The 13,972-nt window shown below is 35.0% G+C and carries 14 protein-coding genes; 12 read left to right on the plus strand and 2 right to left on the minus strand.

What is annotated here, in order from left to right; all coding sequences use genetic code 11:
• The first annotated feature begins 111 nt into the window (after positions 1–111).
• From EKQ63_RS12710 to EKQ63_RS12730, 5 genes are all read left to right on the plus strand, one after another.
• The gene (locus EKQ63_RS12710) at positions 112–447 is read left to right on the plus strand and encodes a hypothetical protein (protein ID WP_088327878.1); all 336 of its coding nucleotides are present in this window, start codon (positions 112–114) and stop codon (positions 445–447) included.
• A 41-nt stretch (positions 448–488) separates the two neighbouring features.
• Complete coding sequence (locus tag EKQ63_RS12715; protein WP_087952453.1) at positions 489–689, plus strand: hypothetical protein; 201 nt, start codon at positions 489–491, stop codon at positions 687–689.
• A gap of 132 nt (positions 690–821) precedes the next feature.
• Positions 822–1,529: an SDR family oxidoreductase gene (locus EKQ63_RS12720; RefSeq protein WP_087952454.1), complete on the plus strand. Its 708-nt coding sequence runs from the start codon at positions 822–824 to the stop codon at positions 1,527–1,529.
• A gap of 192 nt (positions 1,530–1,721) precedes the next feature.
• On the plus strand, positions 1,722–2,381 hold the full coding sequence (locus EKQ63_RS12725) for a DUF6944 family repetitive protein (RefSeq protein WP_087952455.1): 660 nt from the start codon (positions 1,722–1,724) through the stop codon (positions 2,379–2,381).
• Positions 2,382–2,583: 202 nt separating this feature from the next.
• Positions 2,584–2,796, plus strand: coding sequence for a YqaE/Pmp3 family membrane protein (locus tag EKQ63_RS12730; protein ID WP_087952456.1), 213 nt, complete (start codon positions 2,584–2,586; stop codon positions 2,794–2,796).
• A gap of 67 nt (positions 2,797–2,863) precedes the next feature.
• On the opposite strand, the gene EKQ63_RS12735 is transcribed toward EKQ63_RS12730, so the two are convergent.
• Complete coding sequence (locus EKQ63_RS12735; RefSeq protein ID WP_000970366.1) at positions 2,864–3,073, minus strand: KTSC domain-containing protein; 210 nt, start codon at positions 3,071–3,073, stop codon at positions 2,864–2,866.
• A 465-nt stretch (positions 3,074–3,538) separates the two neighbouring features.
• On the opposite strand from EKQ63_RS12735, the gene EKQ63_RS12740 reads away from it, so the two are divergent.
• Positions 3,539–6,052 carry a PBP1A family penicillin-binding protein gene (locus EKQ63_RS12740; protein WP_143881092.1) on the plus strand — a complete coding sequence of 838 codons (2,514 nt, stop codon included), beginning with the start codon at positions 3,539–3,541 and terminating at the stop codon, positions 6,050–6,052.
• A 100-nt stretch (positions 6,053–6,152) separates the two neighbouring features.
• On the opposite strand, the gene EKQ63_RS12745 is transcribed toward EKQ63_RS12740, so the two are convergent.
• Positions 6,153–6,434: a hypothetical protein gene (locus tag EKQ63_RS12745; protein WP_073530220.1), complete on the minus strand. Its 282-nt coding sequence runs from the start codon at positions 6,432–6,434 to the stop codon at positions 6,153–6,155.
• Between the two features lie 237 nt (positions 6,435–6,671).
• On the opposite strand from EKQ63_RS12745, the gene EKQ63_RS12750 reads away from it, so the two are divergent.
• The 6 genes from EKQ63_RS12750 to EKQ63_RS12775 all read left to right on the plus strand — a co-directional run bounded on the left by EKQ63_RS12750 (position 6,672) and on the right by EKQ63_RS12775 (position 13,971).
• Complete coding sequence (locus EKQ63_RS12750) at positions 6,672–7,817, plus strand: MFS transporter (protein ID WP_073530221.1); 1,146 nt, start codon at positions 6,672–6,674, stop codon at positions 7,815–7,817.
• Between the two features lie 17 nt (positions 7,818–7,834).
• A complete protein-coding gene (locus tag EKQ63_RS12755; RefSeq protein WP_073530222.1) occupies positions 7,835–8,125 on the plus strand; it encodes a HesB/YadR/YfhF family protein in 291 nt (96 codons plus the stop codon).
• Positions 8,126–8,523: 398 nt separating this feature from the next.
• Positions 8,524–9,645 carry a citrate synthase gene (mmgD, locus tag EKQ63_RS12760; protein ID WP_001987369.1) on the plus strand — a complete coding sequence of 374 codons (1,122 nt, stop codon included), beginning with the start codon at positions 8,524–8,526 and terminating at the stop codon, positions 9,643–9,645.
• 98 nt (positions 9,646–9,743) lie between these two features.
• Entirely contained in the window at positions 9,744–11,180 is a 1,437-nt protein-coding gene (prpD, locus tag EKQ63_RS12765) for a 2-methylcitrate dehydratase (protein WP_087994814.1), read from the plus strand.
• 18 nt (positions 11,181–11,198) lie between these two features.
• On the plus strand, positions 11,199–12,107 hold the full coding sequence (gene prpB, locus EKQ63_RS12770) for a methylisocitrate lyase (protein ID WP_046955730.1): 909 nt from the start codon (positions 11,199–11,201) through the stop codon (positions 12,105–12,107).
• Positions 12,108–12,261: 154 nt separating this feature from the next.
• Positions 12,262–13,971 (plus strand): acyl-CoA dehydrogenase family protein, encoded by a 1,710-nt coding sequence (locus EKQ63_RS12775; protein ID WP_087952460.1) that lies wholly within the window; start codon positions 12,262–12,264, stop codon positions 13,969–13,971.
• The last annotated feature ends 1 nt before the right edge of the window (position 13,972 follow it).

Here is a 13,972-nt window from a genome sequence, read left to right on the forward strand (position 1 = left end):
AACGTTTGAAGTGTAGCTCATAATAAAAGTGTGTTAAACTGAATGTAAGGTTTAGTAATTAAAAAACAATTGTATAATTATTATATACGAAAATAAAGGAGGCAAAATGTAATGAATAATGTTATAAAAAAAGTAGATTTAACAGATGCAAAATCAAGTAATCTTGTTGCACTTATTTATAGCAATGAAGTTATATTGGTTGAAGAAGCATTTTGTCCAAATGAAATAAAATTAAAGTTTAATGAAATTGCAATTTTATCGGCTATTAAAACAGCACATATAACGAAAGTATCCATTAGAAAAGAACTTGAAGCAATTTTTCATGATACTGGTGTTTTATTGGTGAAGCATAGTGTTGATTATGGAAACAGTCAATCTATCACCATGCATTTTGAACAATTTAAAAAGTTACAAAATGAGATTGAGAAATTACATAAGAGTATGTAATCAGGTTAGATGAAAATTCTTTCATAGAGGAGAACTGTTCTATGTTGAAAAAGTGGCTTGGAATTTTTTTAGATGAATCTCACTGTAAGCATAGATTTAGATTTATAAAGACACAGGATAATGAAGATTTTAAAAGAGGTAAGCTAGGTGTAGTTTATATGTATCGGTGTGAGAAGTGCGGGAAAGAGAAGTTGAAATTTAAAAGCAATAACGAAATAAATAATGATTTTTTTGATATATAAGCGAGAGTAACTGTTATGGTTACTCTTTTTATTTGCATAAAAACTCCTTCTAAAGTATGAGATGAGTTGATACTTTAGTAAATAGATGAATGAAAAGGAAGAGTGTAATATGTTGTAAAGGAGGAGAGATACTTGAAGCGAACCAACATTGGGAAAATAGTCATTATTACAGGAGTGACGCAAGGGTTAGGACGTGCGATGGTTGATCGATTTCATGAATTGGGATGGAGTATATTTGGTTGTGGACGATCAAAAGATAAAATTGAAGAATTAAAAAAATATTATGGTAATACACATGATTTTCAAATCATTGATGTTTCAGATTCTCAGCAAGTAAGTAATTGGGCAAATGATATACTTAATAGACATAGAGCGCCGGATTTGTTAATAAATAATGCATCGATTGTTAATAAAAATGCGCCACTGTGGAAAGTAACCGTTCAAGAATTCGAAAACGTAATGAATATAAACGTAAACGGTGTAGTAAATGTAATAAGAGCACTTGTCCCAGCGATGGTAGCCAGGAAAGAAGGAATGATTATTAATATGAGTTCTAGTTGGGGGAGAGAGGGGGAAGCTGAACTTGCGCCATATTGTGCCTCAAAGTTTGCAATTGAAGGTATCACGAAATCTATGGCACTGGAATTGCCCAATGGTATGGCAGTTGTTGCTTTAGATCCGGGCGGAAGTATTAGTACCCCAATGCTGTATTCATGTGCACCACAGTACGTAAATGAATCACCCACACCTGAAATGTGGTCACATCATGCGATTCAATATATATTGAATATAACAATAGATAAAAATGGTGCTTCATTGACATGCCCAGAATGTATGTAAATATATATTGAATTGTATAAGTATCTTTTAATTAGCTACACACTTTGTTTAAAAAAGTACCTGTTAGGTGCTTTTTTGTATGATTAATACATTATAGAATGCACAAAATTACATATAGAAAATAAATATGAGGTATAGGATACGGATTTTGTAATTCGGAAACATTAGAAAATTTCTAAATAGGTGATAAAAATGAATCCAAGCGGTTTAAAAGTGACAGGAGCATGGTTTCAAGTAGGAGGCAATCTTACAGCGGCTATTGGGACGACAAGAGGATTTATTGGAGAAGAGACGGTGGAATCAGATCTTGTAATTGTAGGAAGCTCATTACAAGCCCTCGGGTATATACTACAAATTATAGCGAGTAATGATACCGAAGATGAAGGTGAAAGAGAAAATCAAAATATGTATTTGGAGAATAAAAGTGAAATGCTCGATAAAATGGGCATTGAGTTATTAGCATTAGGGAATATATCAAATGTAATAGGAACATATTTTAATATAAATGAAAAATTGAAAGAGAATGATTATCTTATAATTGTCGGGAACAGTTTACAATCAATTGGAGCTTTTTTAGGAGTAGAAGCAGCCTTGCTTCAGATGAAAGCAATACAGAGAATTATTATACTAGGCAATTCTCTGCAAAGTTTAGGCGCTGGACTTCAAGCGTATCAAGGTATTGTTAATATATCGAAGAATGGAATAGAAAAGGAAAATAGTTTAGGCGATAAGAAAAATGAGAGAATAACAGCCCTTATAGGTATTTGGATACAAGCGATAGGAACGGCTATTTCTGCGATTGGATTAACTATAATAGAGAAAGAAGAAAGATTAGAAAAAATAATAATATGAAATTGTTCATGTAAAGGAGGTATGTAACATTTCAATTTTACATAAGTAGAAAAGTTGAAGTGGTAGGTTTTTTGGCATTGGGATAGAATATATAACAGTAGAAAAGTCATTAGTGGTTAATAAAAATATAAGAAATGCAAAAAAATGTTTTAAATAGCGTATGAAGAGAGATAAAAAATACAAAACAAGGAGTTTTCAAGAGATGATGTATTTACTGGCAATTCTTCTGCCGCCTGTAGCCGTATTATTGTGCGGAAAGCCAATTCAAGCAATAATTAATTTCATATTAACATTAATATTTTGGGTTCCAGGAGTTATACATGCGATATTAGTTGTACATGATAAAAAAGCAGATCGGCGTTTAAAAAAACAAATTCAAGCATATGATGAAATAAATAAAAAGAACAGAAGATAGCTGAGTTGCGAAACGATTTTAAAAAGAAAGGGGGACCACCTCCTTTCTTTTTTTATTCTGGTTAAGTTTATATTTTGGTGTAGCGGTAAGAATTTTTAATATAAGTATTGTGATAATTCGTTTTAGAGTGTGCGTTTAGTAAACCGGTGTAAATGTTTTCAGGAACGTTAAAGAAATCATACAGTCCATTCTTTAATTGAATGCGTAAAATCATAGAAAAAGGATTATATCCAACAGCAACTATAGTTTTGGAAATCACGGGAGATAACTCCATCATTACGCAACTCCTCACTTTTCATTTTTAATAATTTCTTATAGATGTTGAGGTTGTGATGTTGAAATCTTTATAATTAAAGAGGTATTATACTTATATGCAATATATTAAATGTTCGTTATACGTAATTATAAGGAAGTTCACACGAAGTACATATCGTTGTGCTATTTTTATTTCACCTTTGATTTATAAATAAGAAAATATTGACCATTTGAAAAAAAGGTATATTATTTATACGAGGTATTAAAAATTCACTTTTTACATTCTATGCTTAAAGGGGCAGCATTATTAGAAAAATAGAAGTGAAAATACTTTGTGTAACAAGCATTCTAAAATTTATAATCTGTGAATTAGGAAAATATTGAATGCTCCAGGTCAATATACTTTCTTAATTCAATTCATTTTAGAAAGTGACCTCAATATTTTTAAGTAAATCAACGGGAGAATTGAAAGGCAGGAGAAAGTAACATGTCAGAAAATTATCGTTCTCGAGAGGAGCGACGACAAGTTAAAAAGAAAAAACAGCCAGCTTCTAAAACACAAAAACCAAAAGGTAAAACATCATTTTTTCGCAAGTTTTTAATTACTTGTTTATTACTTGGTATTGTTGGTTTAGTGGGGGGAGTTGCTACCTTCTTTGTAATGATTAAGGATGCACCAAAACTTGAGAAAGCAAAACTTGTTAATCCGTTATCCTCAAAAATTTATGATAAAAATGGCGATTTGGTATATGAATACGGGAAAGAAAAACGGACGAATGTTACGTATGATCAAATTCCTAAATTAGTAGAAAATGCATTTTTAGCAACAGAAGACGCACGTTTTTATGAGCATAGCGGGGTAGACTTCAAAGGTACTGCCCGTGCTGTTTTGGTGAGTCTTAAAGGAGATTACGGTTCACAAGGTGGAAGTACAATAACGCAACAGGTTATTAAAAACTACTTCTTATCGATGGAAAAAACATCGAAACGTAAGGTCCAGGAAATATATTTAGCGTATAAGCTAGAACAACAATATTCAAAACATGAAATTTTGGAAATGTATTTAAATAAAATTAACTTAGGAAACCGTTCATATGGTATCGCAACAGCAGCACAAAACTACTATGGTAAAGAATTGAAAGATTTAACATTACCAGAAGTCGCGATGCTTGCAGGGTTACCGAAAGCACCGAATAACTATGATCCAACGAAAACGGAGAATATTCAAAGAGCAACAGAAAGAAGAAATGTTGTACTAGGATTAATGAATCGACATGGCTATATTACGAAGGCAGAAATGGAAGAAGCTTCGAAAGTTGAAGTGACAAAGGGGCTTAAGACAGCAACGGAACTTCAAGCAATGCCGCATACTGCATTTATGGATGCAGTAGTTAAAGAGGTAGAAAAGGAAATACCAGATGTTAATATTGGATCAGATGGTTTAGAAATCTATACAACATTAGACCCAAAAGCGCAAGAATTTGCTGATAAGATTTTAAATGAAAATATTATTAATTATCCAAATGATAAGTTCCAAGGAGCTTTTACATTTATGGATACGAAAACAGGAGAAGTTCGTGCTATAGGTAGTGGGCGCGGTGAAAATAAAGCAGTATTTAAAGGGCATAATATGGCAATTGAGTTAGATCGTGCAGCTGGTTCGACGATGAAGCCAATCTTTGATTACGGTCCTGCAATTGAATACTTAAAATGGGCTACGTATCATCAAATTGATGATTCTCCATTTAAATATTCAACTGGACAAGAACTTCGAAATGCGGACAGAAGTCATTTAGGTCCAATTACTATGCGTGAAGCGTTAAAAATGTCACGTAACGTTCCGGCAGTTAAAACTGCAAAAGAAGTAGGACTTAATAAATCAAAGGAATTCTCTGAGAAATTAGGTATTACATTTAATAAACCGCCAGCAGAATCTACAGCTATTGGTACAAACGAAGTATCACCAACTGAAATAGCGGGTGCTTATGCGACATTTGGTAATGGTGGAAAGTATGCAAAACCGCATTTTGTTAAGAAAGTAGTTTATCCAGACGGCAAGTCACAAAGTTTTGAGCAAAAACCAAAACAAGTTATAGCTGACTCTACAGCATATATGATTACTGATATGCTTCGTTCAGTAGTGACATCAGGTACTGGTACAGCGGCCAATATTAGTTCTTTAGATGTAGCTGGTAAAACAGGTACAACAAACTATGATTCAAAACAATTAGCGAAATTTAATATTCCAGAAAGTGCAACTCGTGATAGTTGGTTTGCAGGTTATACGCCGCAATATACGATGGCGGTATGGACTGGATATATGAAAGATGGTAAAGACGAGTATATTAGTAGTAAAAATACGAAAATTGCACAGTTGATCTTTAAAGAAATGATGAGTGAGTTTGCTACTGACAAATCACGCTTTAAAATGCCAAGTAGTGTTATTCAAGAAGGTAGTGAGCTACGTATAAAAGGGGAAAAACGTGATTCTTCTCCAAATACGAGCGTACCTGATACAACGGAACAACCAAAACAAGATCAACAGCAAAAGACTGAAGAAGAGAAAAAGCAAGAAGAATTAAAGAAACAAGAAGATCTTAAAAAACAAGAAGAACAAAAGAAACAAGAGGAACTTAAGAAGCAAGAAGAACAAAAGAAACTAGAAGAGCAAAAGAAACAAGAAGAAGAAAAGAAACAAAATGAACAAAATAATGGAAATGGCCAAGGAAATACAACCCCTCCAGCAAATAACGGAGGAGGCCAAGGAAATACAACCCCTCCAGCGAATAACGGAGGAGGTCAAGGAAATACGACCCCTCCAGCAAATAACGGAGGAGGCCAAGGAAATACGACCCCTCCAGCAAATAACGGGGGAGGTCAAGGAAATACGACCCCTCCAGCGAATAACGGAGGAGGTCAAGGAAATACGACTCCACCAGCGACCACAGAACCCAATACTGGCGGTAATGCAGGAGAGGTCCCTGCTAATAATGGGCAGTAAGGAAATTTTATAAAAATATTAAAAAGCACTTAAGATTTGTATAAATTACATTCTTAAGTGCTTTTTTCGTTTGAATGAAGTAGCTATGAGATGATGTATTTTAAATGTTAAAAGTACCATAAAAATTTTGGAAATATATTGAAGGGAAATGATAAAAAATTTGAGCCTGAGGTTGTGGAGGATAAGCGTGGCTTTGAAAGGTGGTACTACTTGGATGTGCTCCGTGATGCCAAAACGAGGGAGTAACTTGACCGGGAATTTGATAGTGTTGCCAAGTTGCGGGAAGTTCAATACCGACATCAGAACTAGCTGTATGAACGGCAGGAGCGTGTATTTCGGAAATCGAAGGAACCACGGCAGTAACTCTGGATGATATCCACATAAAAATAATCACTCCTAAGTTGTGATAATAAGGTAGTATATTCTTTTCACACGTATAAAGTACATATAGATAGGACTTTAGGCTAAGGTATACGTATAAAGTTGTAAGACTAATTTAAATGGATGGTGGACCATTTATTATAAAAAGATACGTCTATTTACGGAGGGAAAAGGGATTAAGAAAAGGTAAAATGGAGGTGTTAATTGCAATAACTTACGTGTTTATGGAGGAATTTTAATGGAACGATTATGGACGAAATCATTTATTCAAATGACTTTCGCAATGTTATTTTTATTTACAGGATTTTATTTACTAGTTCCAACGCTCCCACTCTTTATTAAAGAGATAGGTGGTAATGAATCACAAGTAGGACTTATGATGGGAATGTTTACAATAGCGGCAGTTGTAATACGACCGATTATTGGAGGAATGTTGGATCAATATGGTAGAAGATCCTTTATTATTTTCGGGCTCATCTTTTTTGGGTTAACGATGTATTCTTATAATTTAGCGTCGACTATTGTCCTTTTAGCTGTTTTGAGGGTTATTCATGGAGTAACATGGGCTGTTTCTACAACAGCTGTTGGAACAGCGATAACTGATATTATTCCAGATTCACGCCGTGGTGAAGGGATGGGTTGGTACGGGATGGCCATGACAATTGCAATGGCAATCGGGCCAATGATTGGATTATCGGTTGTACAACATTATTCATTTCACGGCCTATTCTTGTTAGCAACTCTTTTATCCTTTATGGCAGTCTTATTATCGTTAATGACGAAAATGCCATTCACACCACAAAAAGAAAAAGGGAAAATACAACTGTTTGAAAAATCCGTTCTATCCATTACGATAGTTGTATTCTTTTTATCATTTGCATATGGAGGCATTACGACGTTTTTACCGCTATTTGCATCGTCAATTGATGTGAATCCTGGGACATTCTTTCTTGTATATGCAATTGCTTTAACAATCGTAAGACCAATTTCAGGAAAACTATTAGATAAGTATGGAGAAGTATTTATCATACTTCCGGCACTATGCATTACTATTATTGCAATAGTTGTATTAACGATTTCAAATAATTTAATAGGTGTAGTTATCGCAGCTACATTATATGGTGTTGGATTCGGTTCAGCACAGCCAGCTTTGCAAGCGGCAATGCTTACAATTGTCGATCCGAGTAAAAGAGGAGTTGCGAACGCTTCATTTTTTACAGCGTTTGATTTAGGAATTGGATTAGGTGCTATTTTACTTGGGGTTGTTTCACAAATGTTTGGTTATCGTATTTTATTTTCAGGGAGTGCAATTTCAGCATTAACAGCCTTAATTATTTTCGTCTTCTTTGTAAAACAACGATTAGGAAAAAAAGAGTTTGCATAAACTGAGGGGGAATAAAGATGAGAATTTCAATTGATCGTAAAGCTCTACAATGGTTCCAGGAAGAATTACGTATAAAGCACGGTGAATCTGTACGTTTTACTGTAAGGTACGGAGGGAACAGTTCAATTCAGCCTGGATATTCTTTAGGGATTGTTGCAGAGAAACCAGATGGGGAAATCGTGTCAGTTGAGAAGGAAGGTATTATATTTTTTGTAGATTCTGATGATCTTTGGTATTTTCAAAACTATGATTTATTTGTAAGTTATCATGAGGAAATGGAAGAAATTCAATTTAATTATGTAAAATAATAACTTTATTAAAAATAAATAAATTTTATATGGGAATTATATTTAGGGAATAGTGAAATAAATATAATGCGAAAAGCGAGCTGTATATGAATACAGCTCGTTTTTTTATTTAGTAAAAGAAATTGTAAAGTAGGTATATATGTAACGGGATTATATGAATCAACTTTATATTTTGTTTTAAAGATGAAGAAAGAGAAGTCGGTCCTTTCTTTGTAAAATATGAAAATTATTGTTGAAAAACTGTATTGTTACATCGGTAAAAGTATAGGAAACTTATCATTATAAAATAAATTGAAATCTTCTAAAAACTCTGATACATTGAAATAGAAATGTAGTTTCGCAATATTGTAAAGGCTTACAGTTATGTGCACGAAGATCTATTAGGATTGGAGGAAATAATGATGAAAGCTGAAGAAAAATTTTCCCCGGGATTAGATGGTATAGTGGCAGCGGAGACGAAGATTTCGTTTCTTGACACAGTGAAAGGTGAAATTGTAATTCAAGGGTATGATTTAATCGAACTCTCAAAAACAAAAGAGTATTTAGACATTGTGCACCTTTTATTGGAAGAACATCTACCGAATGAAGATGAAAAAGCAACACTTGAAAAGAAATTAAAAGAAGAATACGCAGTACCAGAAGGTGTATTTAACGTACTGAAGGCGTTACCGAAAGAAACACACCCGATGGATGGATTGCGTACAGGTGTGTCCGCATTAGCTGGTTACGATAATGATATTGAAAATCGCTCGTTAGAAGTAAACAAAAGCCGCGGGTACAAATTATTGAGTAAAGTACCAAACATTGTAGCGAATAGCTATCATATTTTAAATAATGAAGAGCCAATCGAACCACTTAAGGAATTATCATATAGCGCGAATTTCTTCTATATGTTAACAGGTAAAAAACCAACTGAACTTGAGGAGAAGATCTTTGATCGTTCCCTTGTTTTATATAGTGAACATGAAATGCCAAACTCTACATTTACAGCGCGCGTTATTGCGTCTACGCAATCCGACTTATATGGTGCTTTAACAGGTGCGGTTGCATCTTTAAAAGGTAGCTTACATGGCGGTGCGAACGAAGCGGTTATGTACATGCTTTTAGAAGCTGGTAATGTTGAAAAGTTTGAAGAGTTATTACAGAAGAAACTATATAACAAAGAAAAAATTATGGGCTTTGGACATCGTGTATACATGAAGAAGATGGATCCAAGAGCATTGATGATGAAGGAAGCTTTAAAGCAGTTATGTGATGTGAAAGGTGATTATACACTATATGAAATGTGTGAAGCTGGAGAAAAGATTATGGAGAAGGAAAAAGGAATTTATCCAAATCTTGATTATTACGCAGCTCCAGTATATTGGATGCTTGGTATTCCAATTCAACTGTACACACCAATTTTCTTTAGCTCTAGAACAGTAGGACTTTGTGCGCACGTTATTGAGCAACACGCGAACAATCGTTTGTTCCGTCCACGTGTAAATTATATTGGCGAGCGACATGTGCTTAGTAAATAAGAACAACTGGGGAGTTGTTAGCACCGCCCGCCAGATGGGTGTTTGACCGACACCCATCATTAATAATAACGAATTTTCGACAGAAAGGGAAGAATTGCATGATTAAAACAAATGAAATTAAACAAAAAGATGCGTTATTAGAAGAAATTACGGATTATGTATTAAATAAAGAGGTAACAAGTGCAGAAGCATTCAGTACTGCTCGTTACGTCTTACTTGATACGCTTGGATGTGGAATTTTAGCACTACAATATCCAGAATGTACGAAATTATTAGGACCAGTTGTTCCAGGAACAATCGTGCCAAATGGTACACGTGTACCAGGTACGTCATATGTACTTGATCCAGTGAAAGGTGCATTTAATATCGGATGTATGATCCGTTGGTTAGACTATAACGATACTTGGCTTGCAGCAGAGTGGGGACATCCATCTGATAACTTAGGCGGAATTTTAGCAGTTGCAGATTATATTAGCCGTGTTCGTATTTCAGAAGGAAAAGAACCATTAAAAGTACGTGAAGTACTAGAGATGATGATTAAAGCACATGAAATTCAAGGTGTACTTGCTTTAGAAAACAGCTTAAACAGAGTTGGTCTTGACCACGTATTATATGTAAAAGTAGCAACAACTGCAGTAGTTGCAAAAATGCTTGGCGGAACACGTGAAGAAATCTTTAATGCATTATCACATGCATGGATTGATAATTCTAGTCTTCGTACATATCGTCATGCTCCAAATACGGGATCACGTAAATCATGGGCAGCAGGTGATGCAACGAGCCGCGGTGTTCATCTTGCAATGACTGCTCTAAAAGGTGAAATGGGTTATCCAACAGCTTTATCTGCACCAGGCTGGGGATTCCAAGATGTATTATTTAATAAACAAGAATTAAAGTTAGCGAGACCATTAGAGTCATATGTAATGGAAAATGTATTATTTAAAGTTTCATATCCAGCAGAATTCCATGCACAAACAGCTGCAGAATGTGCTGTGAAATTACATCCGGAAATTAAAGAAAGATTAGATGAAATTGATCGTATTACAATTACAACTCATGAATCAGCAATCCGTATTATTGATAAAGAAGGTCCATTAAATAACCCAGCGGATCGTGATCATTGCTTACAATACATTACGGCAATTGGTTTATTAAAAGGAGATATCGTTGCGGACGATTATGAGGATGCAGTAGCAAATGATCCACGTGTAGATGAATTACGTAATAAGATGGTTGTTGTTGAAAACAAACAGTACAGTTTAGATTACCTTGACCCGAACAAGCGCTCAATCGCCAACGCTGTTCAAGTCCATTTCAAAGATGGCACTGAAACAGAAAACGTGGAATGTGAATATCCACTTGGTCACCGTTTCCGTAGAGACGAAGCAATTCCAAAAGTTGTTCAAAAATTCACTGCAAATATGGCAGGTCATTATTCTAGTAAGCAACAAGAACAAATTCATGAAGCTTGTTTAAATGAAGAGAAACTAGAAAATATGAACGTAAACGAATTTGTAGATCTATTCTTAATTTAATAATAGGGGGAATTTAGAATGGCTTGGGTTGTGAATAAACAGTCAACACAAGAGGAGCTTGCGAATCGCTTCCGAGCTTTAGTAGAAGCAAATGAAATTTTGCAAATTCCAGGTGCTCATGACGCAATGGCAGCTTTAGTTGCGAAAAATACAGGATTTTCAGCTCTTTATTTATCAGGAGCTGCTTATACTGCAAGTAAAGGGCTACCTGATTTAGGAATCGTGACGTCTACTGAAGTAGCAGAGAGAGCAAGAGATCTAGTAAGAGCTACAGACTTACCAGTTCTTGTTGATATTGATACAGGATTTGGTGGTGTCCTCAACGTAGCAAGAACAGCGGTAGAAATGGTAGAAGCGAAAGTTGCAGCTGTTCAAATTGAAGATCAACAATTACCAAAGAAATGTGGACATTTAAATGGTAAGAAACTCGTTACAACAGAAGAATTAGTTCAAAAGATTAAAGCGATTAAAGAAGTTGCACCAAGCTTATATATTGTGGCACGTACAGATGCTCGTGGTGTAGAAGGCTTAGATGAAGCGATCGAAAGAGCGAACGCCTATGTAAAAGCAGGTGCAGATGCGATATTCCCTGAAGCACTTCAATCAGAAGAAGAGTTCCGTCTATTTAATAGTAAAGTAAATGCACCTTTACTAGCGAATATGACTGAATTCGGAAAAACACCGTATTATAGTGCAGAGGAATTTGCAAATATGGGCTTCCAAATGGTTATTTATCCTGTAACTTCACTTCGCGTAGCAGCGAAAGCATATGAGAATGTGTTTACTTTAATTAAGGAAACTGGTTCTCAAAAAGATGCACTTTCAAGTATGCAAACGAGAAGTGAGTTATATGAAACAATTTCATATCATGACTTTGAAGAACTGGATACTGGAATTGCAAAAACAGTATTATCAGAGGATCAATAGATAAAACAACTAAGGCGATGATAATACATCTTTGGCAAAACGAACTGCTTGATGTGAATATTCATCGCCTTCTGTTTTCAAAAATAAGATATTCCACTCATCGTAGACGAGCATATGAAGTAGAAAATAAGGCCGAAATGATAGGGGGATTCAGATGGAGAAAACGAAGTTACCGTGGGATGAATTTTTTTCACTTAATAAAGATGTGAATCATACTTTTTTTACGCCAGAAGATTTTTCAAGAGATGAAGATTTAATCGCAAAAACGACAGAACAATTCGTTAAACAAGAAATTGTTCCACAAATGGAGAATATTGAACAACATAACTATGAAGTTTCTCGTCAATTATTTGAGAAAGCTGGAGAACTTGGATTATTAAGTATCGAGGTCCCAGAAGAGTACGGTGGGTTTGAGTTAGGAAAGGCAGTTTCAGGGCTTGTAGCAGAAAAAATGGGATATGCTGGTGCATTTAGCGTTTCATTTAATATACACGCTGGTGTAGGTACATTGCCTTACATATATTACGGAACGAAAGAACAAAAAGAAAAATATTTGCCGAAAATTGCATCAGGAGAATGGGTTGGGGCTTATGCTTTAACTGAGCCAAATGCCGGTTCTGATGCATTAAGCGCAAAAACGAGCGCAGTATTAAATGAAGATGGAACTGCTTGGAAGTTAAATGGTGAGAAGCAGTGGATTACAAATGCTCATATGGCAGATGTATATGTTGTTTTTGCGAAGACAAATAAAGGAATGACAGCGTTTATTGTCGAAAGAACATGTGAAGGCGTATCCATTGGACTAGAAGAAAAGAAAATGGGGATTAAAGGTTCTTCAACGGCTACCCTTATTTTAGAAGATGTCGTAATCCCTGCAGAAAATGTTTTAGGGGAAGTTGGAAAAGGGCATCACGTAGCTCTTAATATTCTAAACTTCGCTAGACTAAAGCTCGCTTTTGGAAATATTGGAACAGCAAAACAAGCAATTGGTTTGTCGGTTCAATATGGAAAAGAACGAAAACAGTTCCAAACAGAATTAGTAGACTTTACGATGATTCAAGAGAAAATTGCAAATATGATCATTGCTACCTATGGAGCAGAAAGTGCAGCGTATCGTACAGCAGGTGTAATCGATGAAGCAATTCATGAGAGCGATGAAGATCTTATGAAGAAAATGTCTCAATTTGCAATTGAATGTGCACTAAATAAAGTAAATGCTTCTGAAACACTTGGTCACATCGTAGATGAAGCTGTACAAATTCATGGTGGTTACGGTTATATGCAAGAATACGAAGTAGAACGTTTATATCGTGATGCTAGAATTAGTCGTATTTTTGAAGGGACGAATGAAATTAATAGATTAACAGTTGCTAAAATGTTAATGAAGCAAGTGGAACAAATTGAAGATACTGAAGTAGAGATTGATGTAGAAAATGTCGAAAGAAACCATCGTTACATTTTATTAGCGAAAAAATTGTTGAAACAATCTTTGAAAACGCTCTCTAAAACTCCAGGTTTAAAAATTGATCAAGAGCAAGAATATTCACGTGTATTATCAAATATGTTAACGGATGTGTACGTCATGGAATCAGCATTTTTACGTACGAGTAAAGCAATTAGTAAAAATGGTGAAGGGAAAGAACGTACGAAACAAATGATAACTGACGTTATTTGTGAAGAAGGATATCGTAAAGTAGAAGAAGCGGCGATTTCTATACTTTCAGCGGCTGTTACAGAAGAACAAGATAGACACGTAATTTTAGCTGGAATTCGTCAATTATCAGTACCTTTATACACGAACGTATTTACAAAAAAGAGAGAAATTGCGAAAGCTATTATAAATCGCGGAAAGTATATTGTGTAAA

This window comes from Bacillus sp. BD59S (genome assembly GCF_007363175.1).
GTDB lineage: Bacteria > Bacillota > Bacilli > Bacillales > Bacillaceae_G > Bacillus_A > Bacillus_A pacificus.

Bases quoted from the DNA above. Each gene is read 5' to 3' on its own strand.
- EKQ63_RS12710 (WP_088327878.1), top strand. From the start codon at position 112: ATGAATAATGTTATAAAAAAAGTAGATTTAACAGATGCAAAATCAAGT.
- EKQ63_RS12715 (WP_087952453.1), top strand. From the start codon at position 489: ATGTTGAAAAAGTGGCTTGGAATTTTTTTAGATGAATCTCACTGTAAG.
- EKQ63_RS12725 (WP_087952455.1), top strand. From the start codon at position 1,722: ATGAATCCAAGCGGTTTAAAAGTGACAGGAGCATGGTTTCAAGTAGGA.
- EKQ63_RS12730 (WP_087952456.1), top strand. From the start codon at position 2,584: ATGATGTATTTACTGGCAATTCTTCTGCCGCCTGTAGCCGTATTATTG.
- EKQ63_RS12735 (WP_000970366.1), bottom strand. From the start codon at position 3,073: ATGATGGAGTTATCTCCCGTGATTTCCAAAACTATAGTTGCTGTTGGA.
- EKQ63_RS12740 (WP_143881092.1), top strand. From the start codon at position 3,539: ATGTCAGAAAATTATCGTTCTCGAGAGGAGCGACGACAAGTTAAAAAG.
- EKQ63_RS12745 (WP_073530220.1), bottom strand. From the start codon at position 6,434: ATGTGGATATCATCCAGAGTTACTGCCGTGGTTCCTTCGATTTCCGAA.
- EKQ63_RS12750 (WP_073530221.1), top strand. From the start codon at position 6,672: ATGGAACGATTATGGACGAAATCATTTATTCAAATGACTTTCGCAATG.
- EKQ63_RS12755 (WP_073530222.1), top strand. From the start codon at position 7,835: ATGAGAATTTCAATTGATCGTAAAGCTCTACAATGGTTCCAGGAAGAA.
- mmgD (WP_001987369.1), top strand. From the start codon at position 8,524: ATGATGAAAGCTGAAGAAAAATTTTCCCCGGGATTAGATGGTATAGTG.
- prpD (WP_087994814.1), top strand. From the start codon at position 9,744: ATGATTAAAACAAATGAAATTAAACAAAAAGATGCGTTATTAGAAGAA.
- prpB (WP_046955730.1), top strand. From the start codon at position 11,199: ATGGCTTGGGTTGTGAATAAACAGTCAACACAAGAGGAGCTTGCGAAT.
- EKQ63_RS12775 (WP_087952460.1), top strand. From the start codon at position 12,262: ATGGAGAAAACGAAGTTACCGTGGGATGAATTTTTTTCACTTAATAAA.